The sequence below is a fragment of the Rhizobium sp. PAMB 3182 genome, assembly GCF_052908355.1.
Window position 1 is genome coordinate 427,408 of sequence record NZ_CM128607.1, and the last position, 24,911, is coordinate 452,318.

Annotated in this window: 23 protein-coding genes; 13 read left to right on the top strand and 10 right to left on the bottom strand. The window is 60.4% G+C overall.

Annotation, left to right across the window (positions count from 1 at the left end; all coding sequences use genetic code 11):
• Positions 1-2 precede the first annotated feature (2 nt).
• The 4 genes from ACU5AZ_RS02180 to ACU5AZ_RS02195 all read left to right on the top strand — a co-directional run bounded on the left by ACU5AZ_RS02180 (position 3) and on the right by ACU5AZ_RS02195 (position 3,181).
• Positions 3-1,340 carry a nucleoside 2-deoxyribosyltransferase gene (locus ACU5AZ_RS02180; RefSeq protein ID WP_446824436.1) on the top strand — a complete coding sequence of 446 codons (1,338 nt, stop codon included), beginning with the start codon at positions 3-5 and terminating at the stop codon, positions 1,338-1,340.
• Positions 1,328-1,951 carry a 7-cyano-7-deazaguanine synthase gene (locus ACU5AZ_RS02185; protein WP_446824437.1) on the top strand — a complete coding sequence of 208 codons (624 nt, stop codon included), beginning with the start codon at positions 1,328-1,330 and terminating at the stop codon, positions 1,949-1,951. The genes ACU5AZ_RS02180 and ACU5AZ_RS02185 overlap by 13 nt, the downstream gene beginning before the upstream one ends.
• Positions 1,948-2,619: a hypothetical protein gene (locus ACU5AZ_RS02190; RefSeq protein ID WP_446824438.1), complete on the top strand. Its 672-nt coding sequence runs from the start codon at positions 1,948-1,950 to the stop codon at positions 2,617-2,619. The genes ACU5AZ_RS02185 and ACU5AZ_RS02190 overlap by 4 nt, the downstream gene beginning before the upstream one ends.
• Positions 2,620-2,872: 253 nt before the next feature.
• Positions 2,873-3,181: a pyrophosphatase gene (locus tag ACU5AZ_RS02195; RefSeq protein WP_446824439.1), complete on the top strand. Its 309-nt coding sequence runs from the start codon at positions 2,873-2,875 to the stop codon at positions 3,179-3,181.
• Between the two features lie 42 nt (positions 3,182-3,223).
• Here ACU5AZ_RS02195 and wrbA read toward each other — a convergent pair whose 3' ends face one another.
• On the bottom strand, positions 3,224-3,823 hold the full coding sequence (gene wrbA, locus ACU5AZ_RS02200; RefSeq protein WP_446824440.1) for an NAD(P)H:quinone oxidoreductase: 600 nt from the start codon (positions 3,821-3,823) through the stop codon (positions 3,224-3,226).
• 276 nt (positions 3,824-4,099) lie between these two features.
• On the opposite strand from wrbA, the gene ACU5AZ_RS02205 reads away from it, so the two are divergent.
• A complete protein-coding gene (locus ACU5AZ_RS02205) occupies positions 4,100-4,852 on the top strand; it encodes a competence/damage-inducible protein A (RefSeq protein ID WP_446824441.1) in 753 nt (250 codons plus the stop codon).
• 15 nt (positions 4,853-4,867) lie between these two features.
• Here the strand turns inward: ACU5AZ_RS02205 and ACU5AZ_RS02210 are convergent, their stop codons facing one another.
• Positions 4,868-6,037 carry a DUF1501 domain-containing protein gene (locus ACU5AZ_RS02210; protein WP_446824442.1) on the bottom strand — a complete coding sequence of 390 codons (1,170 nt, stop codon included), beginning with the start codon at positions 6,035-6,037 and terminating at the stop codon, positions 4,868-4,870.
• Positions 6,038-6,047: 10 nt separating this feature from the next.
• Entirely contained in the window at positions 6,048-7,553 is a 1,506-nt protein-coding gene (locus tag ACU5AZ_RS02215) for a DUF1800 domain-containing protein (RefSeq protein WP_446824443.1), read from the bottom strand.
• Between the two features lie 202 nt (positions 7,554-7,755).
• Between ACU5AZ_RS02215 and ACU5AZ_RS02220 the strand changes: the two genes are divergently transcribed.
• On the top strand, positions 7,756-9,729 hold the full coding sequence (locus ACU5AZ_RS02220) for a putative bifunctional diguanylate cyclase/phosphodiesterase (protein ID WP_446824444.1): 1,974 nt from the start codon (positions 7,756-7,758) through the stop codon (positions 9,727-9,729).
• Positions 9,730-9,825: 96 nt separating this feature from the next.
• Here the strand turns inward: ACU5AZ_RS02220 and ACU5AZ_RS02225 are convergent, their stop codons facing one another.
• Positions 9,826-11,085 carry an MFS transporter gene (locus tag ACU5AZ_RS02225; protein WP_446824445.1) on the bottom strand — a complete coding sequence of 420 codons (1,260 nt, stop codon included), beginning with the start codon at positions 11,083-11,085 and terminating at the stop codon, positions 9,826-9,828.
• Positions 11,086-11,434: 349 nt separating this feature from the next.
• On the opposite strand from ACU5AZ_RS02225, the gene ACU5AZ_RS02230 reads away from it, so the two are divergent.
• Complete coding sequence (locus ACU5AZ_RS02230) at positions 11,435-11,992, top strand: NADPH-dependent FMN reductase (RefSeq protein WP_446824446.1); 558 nt, start codon at positions 11,435-11,437, stop codon at positions 11,990-11,992.
• A 16-nt stretch (positions 11,993-12,008) separates the two neighbouring features.
• Here the strand turns inward: ACU5AZ_RS02230 and ACU5AZ_RS02235 are convergent, their stop codons facing one another.
• A complete protein-coding gene (locus ACU5AZ_RS02235; RefSeq protein WP_446824447.1) occupies positions 12,009-12,362 on the bottom strand; it encodes a DMT family protein in 354 nt (117 codons plus the stop codon).
• 474 nt (positions 12,363-12,836) lie between these two features.
• Here ACU5AZ_RS02235 and ACU5AZ_RS02240 point away from each other — a divergent pair, with 474 nt between their 5' ends.
• The gene (locus ACU5AZ_RS02240; protein ID WP_446824448.1) at positions 12,837-14,423 is read left to right on the top strand and encodes a tannase/feruloyl esterase family alpha/beta hydrolase; all 1,587 of its coding nucleotides are present in this window, start codon (positions 12,837-12,839) and stop codon (positions 14,421-14,423) included.
• A gap of 256 nt (positions 14,424-14,679) precedes the next feature.
• Here ACU5AZ_RS02240 and ACU5AZ_RS02245 read toward each other — a convergent pair whose 3' ends face one another.
• The gene (locus tag ACU5AZ_RS02245; RefSeq protein ID WP_446824449.1) at positions 14,680-15,909 is read right to left on the bottom strand and encodes an endonuclease/exonuclease/phosphatase family protein; all 1,230 of its coding nucleotides are present in this window, start codon (positions 15,907-15,909) and stop codon (positions 14,680-14,682) included.
• Between the two features lie 175 nt (positions 15,910-16,084).
• Between ACU5AZ_RS02245 and ACU5AZ_RS02250 the strand changes: the two genes are divergently transcribed.
• The 3 genes from ACU5AZ_RS02250 (at position 16,085) to ACU5AZ_RS02260 (ending at position 18,537) form a co-directional block, all read left to right on the top strand.
• Positions 16,085-16,456, top strand: a complete 372-nt coding sequence (locus tag ACU5AZ_RS02250) for a cupin domain-containing protein (protein ID WP_446826087.1) — start codon at positions 16,085-16,087, stop codon at positions 16,454-16,456.
• A 153-nt stretch (positions 16,457-16,609) separates the two neighbouring features.
• Positions 16,610-17,512 carry an HNH endonuclease gene (locus tag ACU5AZ_RS02255; protein ID WP_446824450.1) on the top strand — a complete coding sequence of 301 codons (903 nt, stop codon included), beginning with the start codon at positions 16,610-16,612 and terminating at the stop codon, positions 17,510-17,512.
• Positions 17,513-17,634: 122 nt separating this feature from the next.
• A complete protein-coding gene (locus ACU5AZ_RS02260; RefSeq protein WP_446824451.1) occupies positions 17,635-18,537 on the top strand; it encodes an alpha/beta fold hydrolase in 903 nt (300 codons plus the stop codon).
• A 483-nt stretch (positions 18,538-19,020) separates the two neighbouring features.
• Here the strand turns inward: ACU5AZ_RS02260 and ACU5AZ_RS02265 are convergent, their stop codons facing one another.
• The 4 genes from ACU5AZ_RS02265 to ACU5AZ_RS02280 all read right to left on the bottom strand — a co-directional run bounded on the left by ACU5AZ_RS02265 (position 19,021) and on the right by ACU5AZ_RS02280 (position 23,467).
• Complete coding sequence (locus tag ACU5AZ_RS02265; RefSeq protein ID WP_446824452.1) at positions 19,021-20,028, bottom strand: serine hydrolase domain-containing protein; 1,008 nt, start codon at positions 20,026-20,028, stop codon at positions 19,021-19,023.
• A gap of 295 nt (positions 20,029-20,323) precedes the next feature.
• The gene (locus ACU5AZ_RS02270) at positions 20,324-20,797 is read right to left on the bottom strand and encodes an NUDIX domain-containing protein (RefSeq protein ID WP_446824453.1); all 474 of its coding nucleotides are present in this window, start codon (positions 20,795-20,797) and stop codon (positions 20,324-20,326) included.
• 148 nt (positions 20,798-20,945) lie between these two features.
• Complete coding sequence (locus ACU5AZ_RS02275; RefSeq protein ID WP_446824454.1) at positions 20,946-22,160, bottom strand: acyltransferase family protein; 1,215 nt, start codon at positions 22,158-22,160, stop codon at positions 20,946-20,948.
• 260 nt (positions 22,161-22,420) lie between these two features.
• Positions 22,421-23,467, bottom strand: coding sequence for a potassium channel family protein (locus ACU5AZ_RS02280; protein WP_446824455.1), 1,047 nt, complete (start codon positions 23,465-23,467; stop codon positions 22,421-22,423).
• Positions 23,468-23,711: 244 nt separating this feature from the next.
• Here ACU5AZ_RS02280 and ACU5AZ_RS02285 point away from each other — a divergent pair, with 244 nt between their 5' ends.
• Together ACU5AZ_RS02285 and ACU5AZ_RS02290 are read left to right on the top strand one after the other, a co-directional pair.
• Positions 23,712-24,581: a hypothetical protein gene (locus tag ACU5AZ_RS02285; RefSeq protein ID WP_446824456.1), complete on the top strand. Its 870-nt coding sequence runs from the start codon at positions 23,712-23,714 to the stop codon at positions 24,579-24,581.
• The gene (locus ACU5AZ_RS02290) at positions 24,569-24,748 is read left to right on the top strand and encodes a hypothetical protein (protein ID WP_446824457.1); all 180 of its coding nucleotides are present in this window, start codon (positions 24,569-24,571) and stop codon (positions 24,746-24,748) included. The genes ACU5AZ_RS02285 and ACU5AZ_RS02290 overlap by 13 nt, the downstream gene beginning before the upstream one ends.
• Positions 24,749-24,911 lie beyond the last annotated feature (163 nt).

Sequence of the window (24,911 nt, forward strand, 5' to 3'; positions counted from 1 at the left end):
ACATGGACGCTGACCGACCCCTTCTGATTGGCGAAATCTTCGTCGATTTCTCGCTGGGCACCAATGGTTGCCCCGTGAAACTCCGGCTTGGTGGAATTGTACATGCGGCCAGAGGGCTTTGGTCTGCTGGCATTGCGTACTCTGTCGCCGCAATCTGCCCTTCCTATCTGGTGGCGGAAGCAGAAAGCTACCTGAAAAGCCATGGTTGTATAGAGTTCATACATCTGGCCTGTGTGACGGGCGCCCCGAATGTTTTCGTTATTGGCGACGTTCGCGAAGTGGGGCATCAGGGATACGAGGACTTACTCCGTGACGAGAGAGTGGCCCAGATCAATCACTTGCAAGCACCATTCGACGGTTACCAGAACGTGATTGTCTATCCAGGAGCACTCGATCTCAAGGAAATTGCCACAAGAATCTCCGACCAGTGCCGGGTGACAATCGACATTGCCTATGACGTGAATTCCGTCGCGGATTTGGCGGTATTCGGAGAGAAGATTGCGAATGTCGCGATTTCTACCTCGTCAGACCTTTTTGCTGCCGAAGCCACTTCCGACATCGAGCGCTTACTGGAGCGCTGTCGTGATCTCGGCGTGCGACATCTCCTCTTGAAGGAAAATAGAGGGGGAAGCCGCCTGTTTTCTCTTGAAGCCGGACAGGTGGACGAATTACCGGCAGTTTTAGGTGATACCGTAAACTCCGTGGGTGTCGGGGACGTTTATACGGCCGTATTTGCGGCCTACCACCGGGAAGATACGAGAGCCGCAGCGTGGCGAGGGATGCAAGTCGCCACGCAGTATGCCCAAACCACATTCCCCGATGATTTAAGAACCGAGGTGGGAAGGCAACTTCGATTAACCGTTGACGAAGTGAAGGCACTCGGCGGAGTGAGTTTGCCCTGGCATGAGAGGCCACGCTTTGAGATTTACCTCGCTGCACCAGATTTCTCATACATTCACAAACCTGAAATCGACGCAGCTGTGTCCGCCCTTCAATACCACAATTTTCGGGTCAGACGGCCAATCGCCGAAAATGGCGAGGCCAAGCCCGGTTCGGAACCGCGCGACCTAATGTCATTTTACGAGAGTGATGTTGAACTACTCAACAATTGCTCCGCGGTGTTTGCTGTTCCTTTGGAGCGAGACCCGGGAACACTCGTGGAAGTTGGAATGGCCATATCAGCGGGGAAACCGGTGATCACATACGACCCACGCAAGGAAAACAATAATACAATGGTGGTGTGCGGCAGTTCTTTTTATTCAAGCGATCTTGGTGAATGTATCAATGGTGCATTTGAGCTCGTCTCCAAATTGAGAAAGAAGACCCAATGCGACGCGTGATGTTAATGGCGTCCGGGGGCCTGGACTCGACAACGGTTGCTTATCAGCTCGCGGACAAGGGCATAGAAATCCTGCCCATTTTCTTTGACTATGGACAGCACTGTGCGGAGACCGAGTGGCGGCTTGTCAATGAGGTCCTTCCGCCGACCGCTGAAACGCCGGAAAGGAACAATATTTCTGACCTGTTCAGAGGCTCTCGGTCTCGACTGGTCGCAGAAGCCAATCTTTGGGAAGATGAGGTGAACGATGACGATCTCTATATTCCTTATCGCACGCTTCTCTTTTACGCCGCGTCTGCCGCTCGAGCGCAAACGCTTGGAATTCGTGAAGTATATACCGGTTTCATAAACAGCAATCACGCAAAAGAAATCGACTGCACAGCGGAATTCATGAACAAGCTGGATGGGCTTACTGACGCGGTGGGACCAGTCAGGTTCATTTCACCGTTTAGAAATTCCTCAAAAGCCGACGTAACGCGTGAGGCTATTCGATTGGGCGTGCCCGTCGGTCGTACCTTTTCGTGCCAAGCAGCCAGCCGTCATCCCTGCGGGGCTTGTCCAAATTGTGTAGAGCGGCTAGGGGCTCTCCGCGAAGCTGGACTGTTAAAATGAACCTATACATCTCCCCACCTAGCCGGACACCCGCCGAAATTATATCGGCCGCCCGAAAAATTGCCGATTACGCTGAGGCAGAAGGCGTCAGTGGAAGACCAACTGTTCGGCGTGCAAGCTACGAGCACCTAGGCGCAACGTTTGCTGATGCGGTTCTTCAAGCAGGCCTAAATTATGAAACAGTGGTACGTCCGAGGGTTATTCGTATCCTCAACGCTTATCCCGATGCGACAACGACCGAAGTCTTATTTGACATAGTTCGAGAGGGCCGAACTGCCGAATTCCTTAACTGGTCCCACCCTGTCAAGACAGATCGCTTCGCCCGCCTTGTGACCACAATTTATGAGTCAGGGATCGCAAATGTCAGCGAACTTCGCTCCCAACTAAGGGATGAGAGATTTTCTGCTCAGCTACAGACACTGAACGGAATCGGACCAAAGACTGTCGACTACATGGCCTGTCTTGTGGGTATCGAGTCTATTGCGGTCGATAGACACATCCGCACCTACGCGGGTCGAGCAGGCCTGGAAGGGAAAGACTACGACTATCTGAAATGGGTGTTTTGCTATGCTGCCGACCTTCTTTCCGTTTCGCGGAGGGAGTTCGACGCGTGGGTATGGCAGCGCGAAGCCAGTCGCAACAATCGTCAACTCACACTTGGAATATAGAGGCTAGCGGGCACAATTACTGGACACACATCCGGACACATATGAATATCCCTTTCATATTATCAATAAATATCAGATATTTATCTATATAAGATAGGGACTTAAAATCCCTCGACCTTGGTCGTACGGGTTCGACCCCCGTCGTCCGCACCAACAACTGGCCTTGGCCGCTTCCCTCTCATTTGCCCAGAGCTTGACGAATCTCCTGCGACAACTAAAAATGGAACAAATCGGAAACAAACCCGGGGCACTCATGCTCAAGCCATTGATGGACATGTTCGAGGCGGCGTCTTCCGCCTATGCCGAGAAGAACGGCATCGCGCGCGACGCGGACTGGCATGTGTTCAAATTACAGGAAGAGTTGGGAGAGCTGACGCAGGTGTTCAACCGGGTCACGGGCCGGTCGCCGGCGAAGGGGCGGTCGGCGGAAGAGCTGAAGTCGGCGCTGGCCGACGAGACCGCCGATCTCATGGGCCATGTGCTGTTGTTTGCCCGCGCGCACGACATCGACCTTGCAGCCGCCATCGAGCGGAAATGGCAATTCAGGCCGGAAAGCCCTTGAGCTTCCCGGCCTGACTGTGGCGTGGGGCTGTTCGCGGTCCGCTTAGGCGGAAAGCTTGGCAGCGATCTTGGCGACGTGGGCACCCTGGTAGCGGGCGGCGTCCAGTTCGATTTCGGAGGGCTGGCGCGAGCCGTCGCCGCCGGTGATCGTGGAAGCGCCGTAAGGCGAGCCGCCCTTGATTTCCTCAAGGCCCATCTGGCCCTGGAAGGCGTAGGGCAGGCCGACAACGACCATGCCGTGGTGCATCAGGGTCGGGATGAAGCCGAGGATGGTGGTTTCCTGGCCGCCGTGCTGGGTGGCCGAGGAGGTGAAGACCGAGCCGACCTTGCCGACCAGCTTGCCGGCGGCCCAGAGCGCGCCCGTCTGGTCGACGAAGTTGCGCATCTGCGAAGCGACCGTGCCGTAGCGGGTGCCGGCGCCGAAGATGATGGCGTCGTATTCTTCCAGTTCGGCCGGGGTGGCGATCGGCGCCTTCTGGTCCATCTTGTAGTAGGAGGCCTTGGCGACTTCCTCGGAGACGAGTTCCGGAACGCGCTTGACGGTGACGTCGGCGCCGGCGGACTTCGCGCCTTCGGCGACGGCATAGGCCATGGTTTCGATGTGGCCGTATGCGGAGTAATATAGAACCAGTACCTTTGCCATTTGCAAATATCCTTCGTTGTCAGAACTGTATGGGTCGAGACGTGTCGACGGCAATCTAGGGTTTCCGCGCGCCATTCCAAGAGGCGCAATTGGTGACGGACTGTTCACACCGGCACCGCCAAGTTTCACTTGCGCGCACCGTTTCGTCGCCTTTCGACCGTTTTTGCCCGGTGATCGCCCCCAGCGACTGTCCAGCGATGCCCCGTCGCCATGCCGCATTTGCAAATCGGCAAAACGGCGCTACCTATGGCGCAACACTTCATCAGGACGCTTTTCATGACCACTGCCACCGTCGTCACCGCCGCCATGCTCGCCATCGGCGACGAACTCCTTTCCGGCCGCACCAAGGACAAGAACATCGGCCACCTCGCCGAGGTGCTGACGCTCGCCGGCATCGACCTGAAGGAGGTGCGCATCGTCGCCGACGACGAGGAAGCGATCGTCGAGGCGCTGAATGCGCTGCGGGCGCGCTACACCTATGTCTTCACCTCGGGCGGCATCGGCCCGACCCATGACGACATCACGGCGGATGCGATCTCCAAGGCCTTCGGCCTGCCCTGCGTCCACGACGAGAAGGCGATGGAACTGCTCGGCGCCATGTACGAGCGCCGCGGCCTGGAATTCACCGACGCCCGCAAGCGCATGGCGCGCATGCCGAAGGGTGCTACCCATATCCCCAATCCGGTCTCCACAGCGCCGGGCTTCATCATCGGCAATGTGCATGTCATGGCCGGCGTGCCGTCGGTGTTCGAGGCGATGCTCGATGCCGTCGTGCCGACGCTTGCCACCGGCTCGAAGATGCTGTCGGAGGCCATCCCCTGCCCGCATGGCGAAGGCGATATCGGCGGCCCGCTGGGCGATATCCAGAAGGCCCATCCCGACACCTCGATCGGCTCCTATCCGCGCTTTTCGGAAAACCGCTTCTTCACCGAGATCGTCGTGCGCGGACGCACCGCCGAGGCGGTCGCCGCAGCGGCGGCCGATGTCCGCCAGATGATCGCGGCGCTCGACCGCAAGAAGGCCGGCTGACCAGCCTTTCGCCGCTCAAATGTAGGGCGCGCTGCCGGAAAACTGCAGGCCGGGAAAGACGTCCCGGCCGAGCGCCGTGCCGCTGACGCCGAACTGCTTGTAAAGGGCGGCCGCCGCCACCTCGCGCACGTCCGCGGTCGGCATCAGGTCGCGCTGTTCGAACAGCGACGCATCGTCGAGGCCCGGCCACTTGCCGATCACCCGTCCGCCGGGAATGGCACCGCCCGCCAACACCGCCACGCCGCCCGTGCCATGGTCCGTACCGCCGGTGCCGTTCTGGCGGGCCGTGCGGCCGAATTCCGTCATCGCGACGACCACCGTCTTCGACCAGACGTCCGGGCCGAGCGTCGCCTTGATCGTGGTGATCGCCTCCGCAAGATCGCCGGCGACCTTTTGGAACTGCGCCTTCTGGCTGAAATGCGTGTCCCAGCCGTTGATAGAGAAGCTGGCGATGCGGAATTCCTTCAGGAGAAAACCCGCCGCCAGTCGCGCGGTTGCGACAACGCCCCTGCCCTTGTCGCCGCCGCGCAGGAGGTCGCTGTACTTGTCGGCGCTGGTCGCCTCCTCGATTGCCGCACTGAAAGCGGGATCGGACCGGTAGAGCCGTTTTAAAAACTGGATCTGGTCGTCGTTCAGCGACAGGTCGGCATCGCTGGACCAGTTGGCGGCGCGGTTGGCGCCCGACAGGATCAGTTCCGAGGACGCGGCGACGTCGATCGCGTTGGCCTTGCCGCTGCCGGGGATCACCGACAGGCTGCGATTGAGCCAGCCGGTCCGCTCGCCGTTGACGCCTTCGGCGCCTGTCTCGAGGATATCCTGGCCGTCGAAATGGCTGCGCCCGTCGCGGTACGGCGTCGACACCGCGTGAACGAAGCTCAGCTCCTTCGCCTTCCACAGGTCGACGAGACCGGCCGCCGCCGGGTTGAGCCCGAAAAAGCCGTCGAGATCGATCAGCCCGGCATCGGGAGAAAGCGCCAGATCGGGCCGCAGCGTCTTCAAAAGCGGATCGCCGTAGGGCTGCACGAGGTCGAGCCCGTCCATCGCACCGCGCAGCACGATGGCGATGAAGCGGTTGTCGCCGGGTGCGGCCGCGAATGTCACCTTGGTCAGAAGCGGCGAAGCGGCCGCGCAGCACGCGCCGGCCAGCAGGCCGCGGCGGGTGAGCGAGAAGGGAATGGCGTTCATGGCGATCATCCTAGCGACGGTTGAATTCGGGGGAAGCAAGCACCAGCGTCAGCCCGTAGGGCCGGCTCGGCGCCTGGGAGACGACCTTGCGGGTATTGTCGCCGGCCGCATCCGCCAGCACGTCGTCGACGAAGGCGCGCGGATCACGGTCGCCGCCGAAAAGCTGCACGGCGTTACGACACCAGGCGATGCGCTCCGTCAGTTGCGAGGCGTTGATCCATTCCTCGGCGCGGTCGCCGAAGCCAGCCGGGCTTGAGGGGTTCCAGATCGGCTGGCCCATGCGGTTGAGCGCCGCAACCGTCAGATTGCGCAGCCGGCGCCGGCGCTTGTCGTCCTTGTCGCCGCCATCCGATGCACCCATCATCGACATGATGTCGCCGCCCATTGCCTCCGCATCGTCTCCTTCGGTCATGCCAACCATCAGCGGCGACGAGCCAACGTCGAGCGCCTTCAGCCCCGAGACGACGAATTCGAACGGCCGCTTGGCCTTGGTCAGCGGCGCATTCAGCTGATCGGGATGGGTCAGCAGCACCTTGTAGACTTCGGTCAGATCGCCATCGCTTTTCTCCCACGCCGCCGCCATGTCACCGACCAGAGACTGTGGCGGATCGTCGGCGACGAAGTGGCTGGCGAGCTTCAGGCAGATATGCTGGCGGGTGCGCGGATCGGCGGCGAGATCGGAGAGAAGGTCCGTCGTGTCGGCAAGCCGGCGCCTGGCCCCGCCATAGTCGCGGTCGAGCACCGTGAAGTCGCCCGGCTGGGCGAGCCTCGGCCGGTAGACCGCCTCCATCGCCTTGCGGTCGACGGTCAGGCCCGTCAGCACCATCGCAGCCTGGCGCACATCCGTCTGGGTATAGCCGCTATGGGCGCCGAGCGTATGCAGTTCGATCATCTCGCGGCCGAGGTTCTCGTTGATGCCGCGCTTGCCCTTGCCCTCGGCAACCGCAAGCGAATCCGGCCCGACCGAAGTCGCCTGATCGAGATAGTAGAGCATGGCGGGATGGGTGACGGCCGCCGTCAGCAAGGTCGTAAAACTACCTGCCACATTCGGCCGGATCGCTTCCGCCTCGAACAGCGGCACCATCACCGCCGTCATCAGGTTCTTGGCCGTGCTGACGGAAAAATGGTCGAACCAGAAGGCGACCAGCCGCTCGTAGAAGGCATTCGGCGAGACGACCGGCTGCAACAGGCGCTGCGACAATGTCGTGCGACCAGCCTGGACCAGCGTCCTGCGGTAATCCCGGACGGCCACGCGCTTCGTCGGATCGTCCCTGGCAGCACGCTGGAGTTCCGCCATCTCGGCGGCGGCCACAACGGCGCGCGACCGGTAGGCCTCGACAGACGGCATGAACAGTGGCGGCTCGGCAGAAGCTGTCGTCAATTCCGCGAGCAGCCCGTCCGCATTAGCGGCTCCCGTCGCTGTGGCAGACCGACCGAAGCCAAATCGTATGGATGCAAGTGTCGCGTATTCCAAGGGCAATGCTCGCCTCCCGATTGACGGAAAATGCCCCCACACACTTATAGCTTTATCGAAAAATGCGACCAAATTACAGCGCTGCGGGCATTTGGCGCCCGCATCCCCATATCTGGGGAGGCGGTAAAATCTTAAGAAACTGTTATTAATCAATGACTAGTGTTAACCGGTCATGTAGTGACTGCGATTGACCTTGCACGGTCAATCAATGTGGCATGCGTTTGAAACGGGCGGCAAATCCGGAATGACCCAGGTAGAAAATCTGCAGCGGAAACTGAAAGCCGCTCAGGCGGAAGCGGTCGCGAGCAACATCCACCTCACGCTGTTCGCCAACAGCTTTATCGCCCTCTCGCTGGTGATGGTGCTGCGCAGCCAGACCAACCTGTCGAAAATCTACATCTGGTTCGCCTGCGTGCTTGCCATCAACGCGCTCCGCTGCCTGTTCGTCTACATCAGCAAACGCCGCAAGCTCATCTCCACCAGTCCCGAAATGGTGTTGCGGGTGCTCGTCGCCGGCGCGGCCTGTTCGGGCATCAGCTGGGCAACGGTTCCGCTGTTCTTCGGTGACGCCACGGCCGGCGCTTATCATGGCCAGGCCTTCTTCATCGTCACCGGGGTGGCGGCCGGGGCGTTGATCCAGAGCGCCGCCTATGCGCCCCACGCCCTTGCCTTCTTCGGCCCCGTCATTCTGGCGACCGCCATCTCGTTTTTCCGGATCGGCGACATGCTGCAGACCATCGTCGGCATCAACGCCACGATGCTGCTGTTCCTCATGATCCGCGCCAGCCTGAACAGCGAGAAGGCCTATCTTAAGAGCCAGCGCGCCGCGCTGGCTGCAACCTCCCTCGCCCAGTCGCTGTCCCTGGCCAACAGCGAGATCCAGAGCAAGAATACGAAGCTGGAAATCCTGGCGAACCGCGACCCGCTGACCGGCCTGGTCAACCGCGCCGTCTTTCACGACCGGTTGAAGCAGATGGTTGCCGAATGCCAGGTCAACAGGTCCACGCTCGCCCTGCTGATCCTCGACCTCGACCGCTTCAAGTCGATCAACGACATCTACGGCCATCATGCCGGCGACCGGGTGCTCATCGAATTTGCCGACCGGATCGGCGAACTGGTCGCGGAGGACGAACTTGTCGGCCGGCTCGGCGGCGACGAATTCGCCATTATCATCCCCGGCCCCGATGCGGCCGGCCGGGCCCGGCAGGTGGCCGAGGCGATCGTCACCCGGGCCACCGATCCCGTGACCATCGCCGGACGGCGCGCCATCATCGGCTCCAGCGTCGGCATCGCGCACTATCCGGAACACGCATCGAACGCCTCGGACCTCTTCACCTTCGCCGACATGGCGCTTTACGAAGCCAAGGCGCGCGGACGCCGTCGCGTCATGGCCTTCAACGACATGCTCTGCAATCGCATCCAGCGCGAGCGGCTGATCGAATCCAGCCTGGAACAGGCGATCGCCAATGGCGAGATCCGCGCCGTCTTCCAGCCGCAGGTGGTGATCGGCACCGGTGAGATCATCGGCTTCGAGGCGCTGGTCCGCTGGACCAGTGCGGCGCTTGGCGAAGTCAAGCCGGCGGAAATCGTCGATGCCGCAAGCGTCGTCCATTACTCGCGCGAACTGACCGGACTGATGGCCAACGAGGCCTGCCGGCTGATCGCCCTTCTCGACCGGCGCGGCCTCGCCCATGCGACCGTCGCCGTCAATCTGTCGCCCCGAGAATTTGCCAGCTACTCGCCTTCGGCACTGCTCAAGGAGACAGTCGACCGCCACGGCGTGCGGCCCGACAGGATCGAGGTGGAAATCACCGAAGAGGCGCTGCTCGACACGAAATCCAGCGAGGCCGAGCTGAAGGCGATGAACGAGACGGGCTTCAAGCTCGCGGTCGACGATTTCGGCATGGGGCATTCCTCCTTCGCCTATCTTCTCGGCTTCAAGATCGACCGCCTGAAGATCGACCGCTCCTTCGTCAACGGAATTACCACGAACCGCCACAACCAGGCGCTTGTGACCGCGCTGATCAGCGCCGGACGCGCACTCGACATCGACGTCCTGACGGAAGGCGTCGAAACTGTGGAAGACGCCGAAACGCTGCGCCTGCTTGGCTGCCGTCTGGCGCAGGGCTATCTCTACGGCAAGCCGATGCGGATCGAGGACATCGACCGCTGGCTGGACGAGAGCGTCTCCAGGCATCCGCCCTTCGCGCGGGTCTGACCCGCGACAGGACCCCGCCCGGCTACCATCCCCCGGCATGCACGAAAACAGCGGGAGGCCGATGGGCTCTCCCGCTGCTTTTCCTCCCAAGGTCATTCAACTCCTGGCCGGGTGCCCGATGTCCGGGGCCGGTGCGGCGCGGGCTTCGCCAAAGGCGACGTTGTGCTTCTCGTAGCCAAAGCCGGCCAGCAGCGCGACGGCAACGGCCACCACGACCGCGACGACGATCAGCGCCAGCGCATAGTCACCGTTCCAGTGGGCGGCAAGCGTCGTCTGCAGGGTGGCGTTGCCGGAGGCGAGCAGGTTGCCAAGCTGGTAGGCGAAGCCGGGGAACGTGCCGCGGACCTCGTCGGGCGACAGTTCATTCAGATGGACCGGGATCACGCCCCATGCGCCCTGGACGAAGAACTGCATGATGAAGGCGCCGACGGCCAACAGCACGGCATTGGGTGCATAGGCCCAAAGCCAAGAGGCGGGGATGGCGAGGATGGCGGCGAGCACGATCGCGCGCTTGCGGCCGATCTTCTGCGAGAAGGCGCCGAAGACGATCCCGCCAATGATGGCGCCGACATTGTAGACGATGGCAATCGCACCGACCGTGTAGCTGTCATAGCCGCGCTGGGTTTCGAGGAACGTCGGGTAGATGTCCTGGGTGCCGTGGCTGAAGAAGTTGAAGGCGGTCATCAGGAAGACGGCCCAGATGAACAGCGGCACATTGCGCTTGAGCACGGTGAGGAACGGCTCGCGTCCGCGCTTCTGCTGGGCGATGAAGGCCGGCGATTCCTCGACATTGCGGCGGATGTAGAGCACCAGCAGCGCCGGCAGCGCGCCGACGAAGAACATGCCGCGCCAGCCGACGATCGGGAACAGGAAGAAGAACACCAGCGAGGCCAGCAGATAGCCCGTCGGATAGCCGGCCTGGAGCAGGCCGGAGACGACGCCGCGCGATTCCTCCGGCACGGTCTCCATCGTCAACGACGCGCCGACACCCCATTCACCGCCCATGGCGACGCCGTAGAGCATGCGCAGCACGATGAACATGGTGAGCCCGGTGGAGAAACCGGACAGAAGTTCGAACAGCGAGTAGAGGGCCACGTCGGCCATCAGCGTCGCCCGCCTGCCGAACCGGTCGGAGGCAAGTCCGAACAGCAGCGCACCGATCGGCCGCATGGCAAGCGTCAGGAAGATCGCGATCGAGACCTCCGGAACGCTGGTATGGAACTCGTCGGCGATGTGCTTGATGACGAAGACGAGAATGAAGAAATCGAACGCGTCGAGCGTCCAGCCGAGGAAGCTGGCGATGACGGTTCTGCGCTGCTGCGGATTCAGCGCTCTGAGCGAGTCCACGATGGACATGGCAAAACTCCTCCTGTTGCAGCCGGCACGCCGGAGGGTTCTCCGGATGCCGCCACTGGGGCATGGAACAAGGATGTAGAACGATGTGGCGGCGGGTGCCGGCTCGCCTTCGGAGGTGTGACGGGCGGAGGTGTGTCGGGCGACGGGCCGCGTTTCCGGGAGGAAACAATTAGCAATTGGGGCAAATCGGTGGACTGGCAACCGACTGCGACAAAATGGCCGCGACAAAGCGATCCACCTTCGGTCCATGCGCCGAAAAGACGGCAGCGATTGACGCCGCCGCCTCAGCCGTTATTGCTGTCACATGCCGTGCGGCGAAGCTGCGGGACAACGACAGAAGGAGAACGGAATGGTGAAGCTGATCGGCGTTTCTGGAAGCCTGCGCAAGGGCTCGTTCAATACGGCGCTGCTCTCCGCCGCCACCGGCCTGATGCCGGAAGGCGCGACGCTTGAGACCGGGACGATCCGCGGCATTCCGCTCTACGACGCCGATCTCGAGGCCGAACACGGCGTTCCCGACGCCGTCGCCATGCTCAAGGATGCGATCGCCGCCGCCGATGGTCTCCTGCTGGTGACACCGGAATACAACAACTCCATGCCCGGCGTCTTCAAGAACGCAATCGACTGGCTGTCGCGGCCGCCGGCCGATATCGCCCGCGTCTTCAACGACAAGCCGACCGCCATCATCGGCGCCTCGCCGGGCGGCTTCGGCACCATCCTGTCGCAGAACGCCTGGCTGCCGGTCATGCGCACGCTCGGCACCGACCTGTGGACCGGCGGTCGCCTGATGGTCTCGCGCGCCGGCAGCGTCTTCGATGCCGACGGCAAGCTCACCGACGACAAGGTCGCCGAACAGCTCAAGGGCTTCCTAGCCGGTTTTGCCGCGCATGTGGCCAGGCGCGGTTAGTCCGGCGCAATCCGCCCTACCCCTTGAAGACGAAGCCCGCGCCGATCGCGATCAGCGCGAAGCCGATGGCGTGGTTCCAGGTCAGGCTTTCCTTCAGCCAGAAATAGGAAAAGCCGGAAAACACCACCAGCGTGATCACTTCCTGGATCGTTTTCAGCTGCGCTGGCGAATAGGCGTAGGAGCCGATGCGGTTGGCCGGCACCGCCAGGCAGTATTCGAAGAAGGCGATGCCCCAGCTGACGAGAATGACGATATAGAGCGGCGCGCCGCGGAATTTGAGATGGCCGTACCAGGCAAAGGTCATGAAGACGTTCGACGCGCACAACATGAGGATCGGCCAGAGATAGGCCGGAGAAAAACTGAACGCCATCGCGGGGCTCCGGGGACTTGAGGAATTCGCGGGCATGCACATAGCACGGCCGAGAATTCCGGCAAGGACCAAGTTCGAGGAGCGGTCACCGGTCGCAGCACCCCGCCCCCGGTCGCCCCTCGCGCACGCGCCATTCCAACCCGCACCTGCCAACCACGCCGAACAGTCCAAATACTGTTCGCACACAATTGACATACACCCCAATTCATCGCAAATTTCGTTTGTATGCAGTCGAATTTATTGAAATTTTTCTGCTGGATTGCTGCCGGTTTCGACAGAGTGAGCCGGCCAAGTTTCATAATTAGAAAAGTGCCGGGCGGGTAACCGCGAAAGGGGATGGAAACACCTATATTTCAATAGTTTATAGGGGTTTCTGTAATGTCTCGACAGTTTCGTTATATCACCATTCTCGCCGCCCTTGGTGCAGCTGGAGGCGCAAGCACAGCCATGGCGGCAGACGCATGTTCTCAAGCCATGCTGGAAAAAATTGCACCGCAGGGCGTAACCTTCACAAAAGTCGCATTGGACAGCGAGGGCAATGCGCAAGATTGCATCGTCGAAGGTTCCGTCACCACAAGCGGTTTCGGCGTCGAGCCCGGGTCTGCAAGGTTCAGCCTGCGTCTGCCGGCCAAGTGGAACAGCAAGTTTCTGATGCTGGGAAATGGCGGCTTTGCGGGCTCCGTTCGCGGTTCAGGCAATGGCGAGGATATCCAATATGCGCTCGAATCTCGCTACGCGACGGTCGCCACCGACATGGGTCACGAGGGCGAGAGTTCGCTCGACGCCACATGGGCGCTGAAGAAGGATGGAACGCCTGATCTCGCCAAGGTGATCGACTATAACTACCGGGCCACGCATGATGTTGCGGATACCGCCAAACAAATTGTCCGCGCCTTCTACGATCAGCCCATTCAGCGGTCCTATTTCACCGGCTGCTCGACCGGCGGTCGGATGGGCATGGTGGAGGCAAACCGTTTCCCCTCCGATTTCGACGGCATCATTGCGGGGGCTCCATTCATGGACATTTCGTCCATGCTGCAAATTCAGCACTTCCAGATCGCGCAGCTTGCCACGAAGGATGCGCATATCCCGGCCTCGCTGGTCCCGATCATCAACAGTGCAATCACCAAAGCCTGCGATCCTGTCGATGGCGTGACAGACGGATTGATCCAGAATCCCGCCGCCTGTTCCTTCGATCCGTCGAGCCTGATCTGCAAGCCAGGACAAGCGGACGCCTGCCTCAATCCGGATCAGGCCAAGGCACTTCGCGCCTATTACACCGGGCTTTACACCGACGACAGACAATTGGTCTTTCCTGGCTATTCCCCGGCTGCGATGAACGAGACGTTCTCCAAATACATGGCCGGCAACGAACCACCGCATGACATCAACGCAGCCGAACCATGGGGAAATAACGGCAACCCGCCCTCGCCCTTCGAATGGGCGTTCTCCGATCATGTCATCCAGTATTTTGTCGAAAAGGACCCGAAGTTTGACGTTCGCAAATTCGGCGTCACGGCAGATGGCACCATCAGCCGCGCGGCAGTCGAGCGTTTTCTTGAAGGAACGAACGAGGGCAATGGCACAAACCTCGACACCATCAAGACGTTTCTTGGCTCCGGGCGCAAGCTGATCCTCTATCACGGCCTTGGCGACCATGCCTTGAGCCCTTTCCGCACCATTCGCTATTACGATGATCTTGCGAAGGAAAACGGCGGTTATGACGCGCTGTCGAAAGATGCGCGCCTTTTCACGGTGCCGGATATGAACCACTGCAGCGGCGGAACCGGTCCCGACAAGTTCAACACGCTGAAAGCCCTGGAAAAATGGGTGGAGCAAGGCGAAGCACCGACAAGCCTGTTGGCTGAAAGCCGGCAGGAGGACAACTCCGTCACACGTTCGATGCCGCTTTGCGCCTATCCGACAATGGCAGCCTATGACGGCAAGGGCGACGTCAACGATGCCGCCAGCTGGAGCTGCACGCCAAACCAGAAGATGCTCAAGGTCGGCAGCATCGGTATTGCCGCGGGTCTGACCGCTGCCGGCAGGCCCACTCAGTAATCGCTACCGGGAGATTCCGGAAAACCCGGGAGATCTTGCAGACGAACACACGAATGCCGTGTTCATCAAGCTGACCCCCGAACGTCGAAACCGACTTCGGGGGTTTTGCATGACTGACCACTGCACGCCATTCGCAGGGCTGCGAAATTTGACGGCGCCGAAACCTCAGACACACGGGTGGCATCACCCGGAGTATCTCCTTCTCCCTGCCCGCGGGGAGAAGGTGCCCGGCAGGGCGGCTGCCGGGTGGAGCGCGCTAATCGGCGCCTGCCAGCCCGGCCAGATATTCGTCGGCGAAATCGATGTCCAGTTCGACGAACAGCGGAAAATGGTCACTGATCTGGAAGGTCCGCCATTCCTCGAGGTAATAGTCCTCGCGCAGCTCGGCGTCGGCCAGCCGCGCCTCCTGCAGGGCGAGCGCCTTTTCCGCCGTCTTCTTCTGCCCCTCGGCGCGCTTGCGGGCACTCACGCTCAGGTCCGGCTTCTGCAGCTTCTCGGTGAGCGCGGCGATCTCCGCTTGCGCCTCGGCCTTGCGCCGCTCGGTCAGGTCGATGATCACCCGGTCGAACAGCGGAAAATCCTCCGGCCGGAACACCGAAATGAACGGATTGAAGACGCCGTGCGCCTTCTCCGATGCCGGGTCGGCCAGCATCACCCGCTTCGGATCGGGCATGAAGGAGATCTGGTCGTAGAATTTCGTCTCGTCGGTGTTGGAGCCGATCTTGTTGCGAAACACCTCGAAACCGTGCTTATCCAGCGCGTCGAAGGTCCGGTCCTTGTAGCCCTCGATGTTGAAGTCGCCGACGAGGATGTGGGCGCGTTCCCTGTCCGCCTTCGCCTGGGCGGCGATGAACCTGGCGACCGCGTCGATCTCCTTCACCCGCCTTTCGAATTGCGGCGAATTCGGCGCGTCGTCACCGAAATAGATATGCACGGTAGCGAAATTGAACTTGAACCAGCCGGCCTGGAAGGTGCAGGAAAACGGCGTGCGGGCGAATTGCCGCTGCTTCGTGCCGTCGGAAATCTGGTCGTTAAACGGCAGCACCAGTTCGCCGGCAATGCCGCTGAAGCGCACCTTGTTGCGGTCGAAGACGAAAGCCAGCCGCTCGCGGTTGCCGCCGGGGCCGAGCGTCACATCCGTCATGATGAAATCATAGGCCGGCCCGAGCGTATCCATCAGCCGCTCGAACGGCGCCAGATCGACGCAGATCTCCTGCACCGCCAGAATGTCGAAGGCGGAGATGATCTCGGCCAGATAGAAGAAGCTTTCGGGATGGCGCGGCCCGTGGCCGAAGCGGTTGTCGTCGAAATTGCGGATGTTCCAGGTGCCGAGCAGCAGCGTCTTGCCGACCTTGCGCTCGGGTATCTTCTCCACGAGCGAAGCTCGGAGCCGCGCCAGCCCCGCAATCGCCCCCTTCAGCCGAAGCCCCCGCTCCGGCTCCGGCAGATCGCGAAACGCATGCTTCAAACGCCAGTAAGCAACCATGTCCCACCCCCGTTGTGGACCGATCGGGATTGCAACGGCGAGTATAGGCGACATTTGACGGTTTGACGATGGCGGGGCGTCGGCTTCTCCCCGCCTGCACGAACGTTCAAGAACGACGGGCGGGAACCCGCTAGCTTGACGGCATCGACATCGGAGCAGCGGCAACATGGACCAGATGAACAAGACCTACGAGGCAATCACCTTCGCCAACAAGATCGGCAAACTCACGGACCTCTGGCAGCCGCGCGTGATTGCCGAAATGAATGACTACCAGTTCAAGGTAGTTCGCATCGAAGGCGATTTCGTCTGGCACGACCATCCCGAAACCGACGAGACCTTCATCGTCCTCAAGGGCCGGTTGCAAATCGACTTCCGCGACGGCGCGGTGACGGTCGAGCCGGGGCAGATGTTCGTCGTGCCGAAGGGGATGGAGCACAAGCCCTACGCGGCCGAAGAGGTCCACATGCTGCTGATCGAGCCGCGCGGCACGCTGAACACCGGCCACGCCGGCGGCGCGCGCACCGCGCAGAACGATCTTTGGGTGTGAGTGCGGTGTACCCCGCTTATGCACTGCAGCGAATTCACCGCTCCGATTGCGACGTGGATCGAAGGTTTGACGATAGCAGAGGTTATCGTCAGAGGTTGCCAAAAGAACTCCCTTTAACCTATTGCTTTCACATAAGCAGGGATTGGGGGCTGCATGGCCAAGGGCATTTTTTATCACAAGGATGGCAGCGGATATAAGGATATAAGAGGAAGGCAGTACCACTTTCCAAAAACCTATCGGTCACGTGTTGAACAGACCCTAGGCGACTGGGTTATTTACTATGGTCCAATTTCTGGAGAGCCAAGCAGATACTATTCCGGAATTGCCGTTGTCGATGCGATCAAAGATGATCAAGAGACCGAAGGACACTACTACGCGTTTTTGAAGGATTATTTGGATTTTGACCGCTTAGTCGGGTACATGGAGGACGGCGGTTACGAAAAGAAGCTATTTACGTCGAACGGGTCAATCAACAGCGGCCGAAGCGTTCAAGCAGTTCGGTTGATTGAAGACGCCGAGTTTGTCGCGATTGTCAACGCGGGATTGTCCACACCGGACGAGTGGCCAAACCGAACAGACGTCGAAGTCACTGATCAACGCCCCCCTGGCGTCAGCGATATGTCACAGGCCGGCTTTGACCTTGGCAACTACGAGCGACCGATTATCACACAAGTAAGCAATCGTCCGTTTCGTGACGTGAAGTTTCGCCAGAACATCCGTCGCATCTATGATCGAACTTGCGCATTCACTGGCCTTCGTCTCATCAATGGTGGCGGCAGACCGGAGGTCGAAGCTGCGCACATTGTACCCGTCGAGCGTGGCGGGAATGACTCGATTCAGAACGGCATCGCTCTCTCCGGCACCGTGCACTGGATGTTTGATCGTGGTCTTCTGTCTCTGGCCGATGACTTTAGCATCCTTCAGTCACGCCATATCAATTATGATGTGTCACATCTTCTAAACAGAGATATGGTCGCAAAGGTGCCGTCGGAACAAAGGTTGCGGCCTCATCCACACTATCTCGCGTGGCATCGAGACAACGTGTTCAAGCATTGATATCGAGCGATAACTGGCTGTCCCCGCCCCGGTTGCAGCCCTCGCGAAAACCGGTAACCTCACGACAAGGTCACACACTGGCGGAAATCCCGCCATGCCGGCACACCGACGAGGGACATGCCATGAAAACCGTTGCCGCCGGGGTGCTGGAGATTGCCTATCGCGAGACGGGGCCGGCGGATGGGCCGGCCGTCATCCTCCTGCACGGCTTTCCCTATGACATTCACGCCTATGACGTGATCACCGAACGCCTGGCCGCCGCCGGGCATCGCTGCATCGTGCCCTATCTCAGGGGGTATGGGGCGACGCGCTTCCTGTCGGTGGACACGCCGCGGTCCGGCGAGCAGGCGGCGCTCGGCGCGGACCTGCTGGCGCTGATGGATGCGCTCGCCATAGAAAGCGCCATTCTCGGCGGCTATGACTGGGGCGGACGCGCCGCCTGCATCGTCGCGGCGCTTTGGCCCGGGCGCGTGCGCGGTCTCGTCAGCTGCGGCGCCGGCTACAACATCCAGAACATCGCCGCCGCCGGCACCCCCGCCCCGCCGGAGGAAGAGGCGCGCTACTGGTACCAGTACTATTTCCATTCGGCGCGCGGCCGCACGGCGCTGGAACAGAACCGCCGCGGCGTCTGCGAGTTCATCTGGAAAATCTGGTCGCCGACATGGCGCTTCGACCGGCAGACCTTCGCGCAGACGGCAGAAGCCTTCGACAACCCGGATTTCGTCGACATCGTCATCCATTCCTACCGGCACCGCTTCGGCGGCATTCCCGGCGACCCGGCCTATGCCGGCATCGAGGCCCGCCTTGCCGCCCAGCCCGACATCGCCGTGCCGGCCATCGTCCTGCAGGGCGCCGACGACGGCGTCGATCCGCCAACCGAGGCCGATCACGACCAGCCGCATTTCAAGGCGGCCTATCGCCGGCTGATCCTGCCCGGCGCCGGCCACAACCTGCCACAGGAAGCCCCCGACGCCTTCGCCTCGGCGGTCTTGGAGCTCGCCGGCCAGTCGGGTACGGGCCGGTAGCCTCTACCCCTCGCCCGCCTGCGCCTCAGTCTCGAACAGCGCCCGCGCGCCTGATCCGCTACAGCACGCTGAACACCGGCCACGCCGGCGGCGAACACACCGCGCGGAACGATCTGTGGGTTTGAGTGCCGCGCCATATGGCGGCGTATGAGAGGCGAGGACGGAGGTAAGGGTTGGCCTGCTGCCGTTTTGACAACGCCGTAAGCGCTACGGTGTCAGTTTGTACATGCGCCCAACGGCGGCCATCAGCCTCTAAGCGGTCGTCGACGGTGCAATTTTTCTTGGCAGCAACGCGCCCCCATTCTGAACGTTCGGGCTTTTGCGGTCGAATGTCTGCTTACCGCCCAAACTGGTCATTGCAGGACCGGGTTAGGTTTGTCTGAAGTGGGATGAGAAACGGATTGTTGCTTTGAGCCGGAGGCGGTACAAAGCTGCTCAGAACCAGCTGAGCCACACTTGTTTAGGGTGTGTAGCACCACATCTTCACGGTGAAGCGAGAGCGATCTCTTTTAGCAGGTCGATGAATGCGCTGGTGCGAACCCCCTTCGGATTCTGGTTTAAATCAACGGTCTGCACGACCACGAGCCGCTTTGACGGCACGACGGCGATAACCTGCCCACCGTAGCCGGAAGCGTAGAATGCATTCGGTCCCCAGGTATCCTCTGGAAGGGTCCACCACATATAACCGTAACCTTGCCGTATCCGCTTCGCCCACGAATAGGCAGTCGTCGATTCCCTGATCCACGACGCCGGAATGATCTGCTTGGTGCCCCACTTTCCATCATTCAGAAAGAGCTGACCAAAACGGGCGGCATCTCGGGCACTAAGGCGAATGGGATAGGCTGGATGCTGGGACAGCTTTTCCGAAGCGTAGCGGCCATCCCTCACAGAGAAATCCTCCATCCCGATCGGGCCAGCGATCCGCTTCTCGAAGCTACCAAAGATGTCCTCTCCTGTCTGTTGCCGATAGATCGTCCCCAAAGCGTTGAAGTCCCAGTTGTTGTAGAACCAGAACGATCCGGGCGAGTGACTCCCTCTTGTAGGACGCTTGCGCTTGATGTCGGCGGTTTCGTGGGCCGCAGGATGATAGATACCCGACCGTGACATGAGCAGATCACGCACTGTCGCGGTTTTTTCCTCGGCCGTAAGGCTGGGAGAATTGTCGTCAATACCGAGATCGGAAAGGCGGGCCGAAAGCTTGACTCGACCCTCGGCAACAGCAATGCCGTAAAGAGCGCTGAGCAGGCTCTTGCGAACGGATGCCATATTCACTTTGCGCGAGATGTCGCCCCACCGGGCAACCACCCGTCCGTCCTGGACGATCATCAGCGCGGTAGGTTTGAGTCTTTTCGATTGCAGGCGAGCCGCATCGAGCCGCTCCGCCGACCAGCCGGCGGCAGTCGGATCGGTGTCCTCCCACGTCTGGGCGCGGGCCGCGCCTGCAACGAAAATACCGAGGACAAGCAGCAATGCGACTCGTCGAATGAACATAACGTCTCCCTCTGAAACCACAGTGTCAGCATCCAATAGTCGCGGCTTTCCGGCGCGTCGATACGGCTGGCAACCATGTCGGACCCCGTGTGTGAAAAGGTGAACACTAACGGGCGAAGTCGGCTCCGAACCTGCCGCCTCTGTGAGTTGAACCAAACGGAAGTTCTAGGCGGACCGTCAAGCACTTTGACTGGCAGCAAAGGGGTCGGGAGCCGACCTTCATGGATGCTTCCACGAATGACCGCTTGACGCAAAGTTGCGGTGGCGGCCTTTCGGCCCATTGCGGCCAATAGGCCTAATCTGGCATTTGGATAATGTAGCGTTTGGTCATGTAGCTTCCGTCAGCCACAGCATTCCTGACTGCTACTGGCCGCACGTCCACTTGCCCGAACTGAGACAACGGTATCCACACCTGCTTCAGGTGTGCTTCTCGGCTTTCGATGTCACGCCTGTCCAGCGTTACGGAGTAATAATGTTCCGCTTGCTGGATAAGGTTGCCTTTATATCGAAAGTGATTTTCGACGCAGAAAAGGTATTGCGCCTCGACCACACTGGCATTTGTCTCCTCTTCGAATTCCGCTCTAAGCCGTGTCTCAAAGGTGTCTCCGACTTCATATTCCCCGCCAATAAATGCATAGCACGAATGGGGATCGTCTGCGGGTTGCTGGACGAGGACAGCATCGTCAGCGATGACGATACCAGCGATCCTAATCCTCGGAATTTTGCGGGACGCAACTGCCTGAAAGAATTGGTCTTGCTTGAACTCCATCTGGCCCTCTCCATGCGTTGAAACGCCAAAATACCGATATCATCTATGACCGCAAATGGCGCTAAGCCGCAGACACCTGTCGGCCCATTGCGGACATCGCCGATTGTCGCCAGCCATCACTTAACAACCGTGATCGCGGTGCGGCTACCTAGCTCGATGATGACAGCATTCTATCCCGAAGATGCAGAAACGTCCGCTCAACGCAAAACCAGAGAACGGATGCGACAGCAAAGCTTGCGATTATATAGGCGACGAAGCCGAAGCCGCCTTGCAAGTTTTCCTCTCCGACTGCCAAGCGCATGACGTGAAAAACTGACTTATGCGTGAGGTAGAGGCTGTAGGACAGAGTTGCCACGAGAGCCGCACCCGGCACGGGCCAACGGCTGAGAACGTGCTCAAGATCGAGCATGGCGCAGAACAACAGCGCAATACCGATCGAGATCAGCGGGAAGCCCGCGACGGCACCAAGTTGCGCCTGAAACACCGGAAATATGCCTTGTCCTGCAAGAGGTCCCCGATCCACAAAGCAGATGAGCGCTGCGATCACAAAGAACAATCCCAAGGGTATCGTGGCCTTTGACGGCAGATACCGTTTGCAAAGCTCGGGCCTAAAGAAGCGGGCAGCCGCGAGCACTACGCCAAATAGCAGGCCGTCGAGACGTGTGTATGTTGGATAGTAAACATCGCGGAGATATGTCGCGAAGGCAGGGCGGAACTGGCCCTCTGCAACAAGGGTGCCAACGTGTATATCCCAGATCGCGTAGCGCAGGACGACCCCAGCGAGTGTCAATATTCCTGCGAGGGCAAGCACCCATCCTGTGCCGATGCGCTTATATAGCAGGAGAACCAGCAAAGGCAGGACGAGATAGAATTGCTCTTCAACGGCAAGCGTCCATGCCTGCGAAAAGGCGTTGCCCTCCCTCGGATCGAACCCGAGATTGACAGTGAAGGTCGCGAATTTCCAAAGCGGTTGCATCGCCGGATTGTCGCGAAGCACTGGAACCAAGGCGTAGAGGCCAAGGACCACGAAGAAGGCCGGAAAGATGCGGAAGGCACGCCGGAGGTAAAACGACTTGAAGTCGACTGTTCCCGTGCGCGTTACTTCCTTGAACAATTGCGTGCCAATCAGGTAGCCGCTCAGAACAAAGAAGATATCGACGCCTAGCCAGCCATATTCACGCACTGTCACCAATAGACTTGGGGTTGCGTTCAACGGCAGGTGGACGAGCATCACCAGCAGGATCGCCAGCGAGCGAAGGATATCGGGACCGACCATCCGTGTACCAGTCGCCACGACACTCGCCTGCGCGTGCCACGGAAGACCATCCGCATGCGAATTGTTACTTGTGGCAAGCATGGTCATGCGCAACGCTCCGGAAGTCTCATGGCAAAGGCTGATGCCACCTAACTTACGGATCCGTGGTTGCAATGGAACGGTCCAATATCGAAAGCGCTAATTAACCTAAATTTTTCGTAAAATTGCAGCGATGTCCCTTACCCGTCCGCGCTGTGGCAGAAGAAACTTCGCAATGTCCCCTTTTGGCGCTAAGCATACGTTAGGACGGCCTATCCGCTATGGCAGCAGGCGACCCCCATACCACCCAACCCCGCCACCCTTACCCCTTACTCCTCGCCCGCCTGCGCCTCCGTTTCGAACAACACCCGCGCCGCCGAGCCGCTGCGGCCGATGATGACCATGCCGTCGCCGCCGTAGAGTTTTGTCGCCGGCGCCGGAGCGGTCACGGCGTCGCCGTCCCTGCGGTTGATCTGCACGACGAAGAAGCGGCCGTTCGCCCGCCGCTCGACCTCCTCGACCGCGATGCCGGCCGTGGCGCTGTCGTGCGGCACCACCACGACCTCCATTTCCAGCCCCAGGCCGTGCAGCGAATGGTCGAGTTCCTGCATCTCGGTGCTCGAGCGCAGGAAGCGCGAGGTCTGCGGATAGAGGATCATCTCGGCGATGCGCTCGGCGCCGATATGGGCCGGCAGCACCACCTTGTCGGCGCCGGCCTGCTTGAGCTTGTTTTCCGTCGACGGCACCTCGCCGCGGGCGATGATCTCGATTGCCGGATTGAGGCTGCGCGCCGAGAGCGTGATGAAGACATTGGCGGCATCGTCCGGCAGCACGCAGGCGAGCGTGCGCGCCCGCTCGATGCCGGCGCTCTTCAGCGTCTCCTCGCTGGTGCCGTCGCCGACCATGCAGAGATGCCCGAGTTCGCGCACGGCTTCCGCCCGGTGTTCGTCGACCTCGAGGATCACGAATTTGCGGCCGGCGGTCTTCAGCTCCTTGGCGAGCATCAGGCCGATGCGCCCGAAGCCGACGACGATGACGTGGTCGCGGAGCCTGTCGATTTCCGTTTGCATGCGCTTTCCTCCGAAAATCTGCTGCAGCTGGCTGATGGTCAGGAACTGCACCAGCGCACCGGTCAAAAGGATCGTGCCGGTGCAGCCGAAGATCATGGTCAGGATGGTGACGGTGTGCAGGTAGGAGGTGTCGATCGGGTGCACCTCGCCGTAGCCGACGGTGTAGACCGTCAAGAGCACCATGTAGGAGGCATCGACGAAGCTCCAGCCGGCATGCATGTAGGCAAGCGTCGCCACCGCGACCACCAGAAGGTTGAATGCGATGATCCGGTTCAGCGTGCGCCCGGGTTGCCCCAGAAGGTTCATGCGAGTTCCCCAACAATCGACGCGCGTGTCCCCAAGCGTCGACCCTATGAGACGTATTCAAATCATTGAATGGAATGCAAGTCGATGCCCAAACGGGCACTAGCCCCCATTCAACCTGTCGCAGCGGGCAGCTGAAACCGCAAGCACAACCGCACATTGACTTTCGCGGAAATACTCTCCATAAGAGTATTAACTATAAAATGCCTGCATAGATTGTGTTTCTTTAATCTGCTCGGGGGCGCGGATGAGGTTTCCTATTGCAATTTTTCTGGCGGTCATTTCTGTGTCGAGCGGCTGCTCACCCTCCCTTTCGGGCGGACCGGATCTTTCCGGATACGAGAGCTTCTCGCGAAATTTCTTCGAGAGCGGCTACGGCCAGAACCGCGTGACGGCCTATGACCAGGCTTCCGACCCCTATGTGAAGAAGTCGCTGCGCGACAGCATCGTTCTCAGCGCCATCGGCTCGATCGACACGCGCTACACCGCGTATGAGCGGACGCTGACGCGCGAGGGGCAGCAGCTACCCTTCATCACCTCGCTGGCCAGCATCTCGCTCAGTGGTGCGGGAACGCTTGTCGCCGGCGCGGCCGCGAAGACCACGCTCGCGGCGGTCGATACCGGCCTCAAGGGTGCCAAGGCCGCCTATGACAAGGACATACTGGCGGAAAAGACCGTGCAGTTCCTGCAGAAGCAGATGCGCACCAACCGCAACAAGGTGAAGACCGAGATCATTTCCAAGCTGGCGCTGGATGTCGGACGCTATCCACTGGAAATGGCGCTGATCGACGTGGAGGACTATGCCGCCGCCGGCACCGTCACCTCCGGTCTGGTGGCCATAGACGAGCAGACGTCCAAGGCACTGGCAGCCAGTGAAGAGCAGAAGATCACGCTGATCTCGACCTACGGTCCCGACGACGCCTCGAAGGTCATACGTCAGTATATCGCGTCCGGAAGCGCCGCTAGCGACCGGATCAACGACTGGCTGGCCAACTGCAAGCATCTCGATATCAAGACCGGCCACCTGATGGCAGGCAAGGAATACGTCGCCTTGCGCCAGGAAGTTATTCGCGCCATCGAAGCATCCGGACAGGGAGAAATCGCATGCACCAACTGAACGGCATTCCCGAAAGCGACCTTGCCATGGTCATCGAGGACATGAAGCGGGACGGCTTGAAGATCGTCTCCAGATACGAGACCGCAAAAGGCATCTGGACGCTGATCACCCGTCCGGCGACCAAGGCGGAACTCGCCGCCGACGCCAAGGCCGCAAGCGCCGGGTAGGTGCACGGGCCATACGGAATGCGGGCAGGCGCGCGCCTGACAAAACCGGGTGACAGTTTCTGTCAGCAGCGCCGCGCCTGTTGCCATTTTGTACTTGGCCGCCCCTTTCCTTTTGACCCGGCTGCCTCCATATTCCGGCCATGGCCAGATCACCGAAAAAATC

What these genes read in the sequence shown, in the direction of transcription:
- ACU5AZ_RS02270 (WP_446824453.1), bottom strand. Translation starts at nt 20,797, where the DNA reads ATGGAGTTCAAGCAAGACCAATTCTTTCAGGCAGTTGCGTCCCGCAAA.
- ACU5AZ_RS02260 (WP_446824451.1), top strand. Translation starts at nt 17,635, where the DNA reads ATGAAAACCGTTGCCGCCGGGGTGCTGGAGATTGCCTATCGCGAGACG.
- ACU5AZ_RS02225 (WP_446824445.1), bottom strand. Translation starts at nt 11,085, where the DNA reads ATGTCCATCGTGGACTCGCTCAGAGCGCTGAATCCGCAGCAGCGCAGA.
- ACU5AZ_RS02190 (WP_446824438.1), top strand. Translation starts at nt 1,948, where the DNA reads ATGAACCTATACATCTCCCCACCTAGCCGGACACCCGCCGAAATTATA.
- ACU5AZ_RS02275 (WP_446824454.1), bottom strand. Translation starts at nt 22,160, where the DNA reads ATGACCATGCTTGCCACAAGTAACAATTCGCATGCGGATGGTCTTCCG.
- ACU5AZ_RS02185 (WP_446824437.1), top strand. Translation starts at nt 1,328, where the DNA reads ATGCGACGCGTGATGTTAATGGCGTCCGGGGGCCTGGACTCGACAACG.
- ACU5AZ_RS02255 (WP_446824450.1), top strand. Translation starts at nt 16,610, where the DNA reads ATGGCCAAGGGCATTTTTTATCACAAGGATGGCAGCGGATATAAGGAT.
- ACU5AZ_RS02220 (WP_446824444.1), top strand. Translation starts at nt 7,756, where the DNA reads ATGACCCAGGTAGAAAATCTGCAGCGGAAACTGAAAGCCGCTCAGGCG.
- ACU5AZ_RS02235 (WP_446824447.1), bottom strand. Translation starts at nt 12,362, where the DNA reads ATGGCGTTCAGTTTTTCTCCGGCCTATCTCTGGCCGATCCTCATGTTG.
- ACU5AZ_RS02265 (WP_446824452.1), bottom strand. Translation starts at nt 20,028, where the DNA reads ATGTTCATTCGACGAGTCGCATTGCTGCTTGTCCTCGGTATTTTCGTT.
- ACU5AZ_RS02195 (WP_446824439.1), top strand. Translation starts at nt 2,873, where the DNA reads ATGCTCAAGCCATTGATGGACATGTTCGAGGCGGCGTCTTCCGCCTAT.
- ACU5AZ_RS02285 (WP_446824456.1), top strand. Translation starts at nt 23,712, where the DNA reads ATGAGGTTTCCTATTGCAATTTTTCTGGCGGTCATTTCTGTGTCGAGC.
- ACU5AZ_RS02205 (WP_446824441.1), top strand. Translation starts at nt 4,100, where the DNA reads ATGACCACTGCCACCGTCGTCACCGCCGCCATGCTCGCCATCGGCGAC.
- ACU5AZ_RS02250 (WP_446826087.1), top strand. Translation starts at nt 16,085, where the DNA reads ATGAACAAGACCTACGAGGCAATCACCTTCGCCAACAAGATCGGCAAA.
- ACU5AZ_RS02210 (WP_446824442.1), bottom strand. Translation starts at nt 6,037, where the DNA reads ATGAACGCCATTCCCTTCTCGCTCACCCGCCGCGGCCTGCTGGCCGGC.
- ACU5AZ_RS02230 (WP_446824446.1), top strand. Translation starts at nt 11,435, where the DNA reads ATGGTGAAGCTGATCGGCGTTTCTGGAAGCCTGCGCAAGGGCTCGTTC.
- ACU5AZ_RS02240 (WP_446824448.1), top strand. Translation starts at nt 12,837, where the DNA reads ATGCTGGAAAAAATTGCACCGCAGGGCGTAACCTTCACAAAAGTCGCA.
- wrbA (WP_446824440.1), bottom strand. Translation starts at nt 3,823, where the DNA reads ATGGCAAAGGTACTGGTTCTATATTACTCCGCATACGGCCACATCGAA.
- ACU5AZ_RS02245 (WP_446824449.1), bottom strand. Translation starts at nt 15,909, where the DNA reads ATGGTTGCTTACTGGCGTTTGAAGCATGCGTTTCGCGATCTGCCGGAG.
- ACU5AZ_RS02290 (WP_446824457.1), top strand. Translation starts at nt 24,569, where the DNA reads ATGCACCAACTGAACGGCATTCCCGAAAGCGACCTTGCCATGGTCATC.
- ACU5AZ_RS02180 (WP_446824436.1), top strand. Translation starts at nt 3, where the DNA reads ATGGACGCTGACCGACCCCTTCTGATTGGCGAAATCTTCGTCGATTTC.
- ACU5AZ_RS02280 (WP_446824455.1), bottom strand. Translation starts at nt 23,467, where the DNA reads ATGAACCTTCTGGGGCAACCCGGGCGCACGCTGAACCGGATCATCGCA.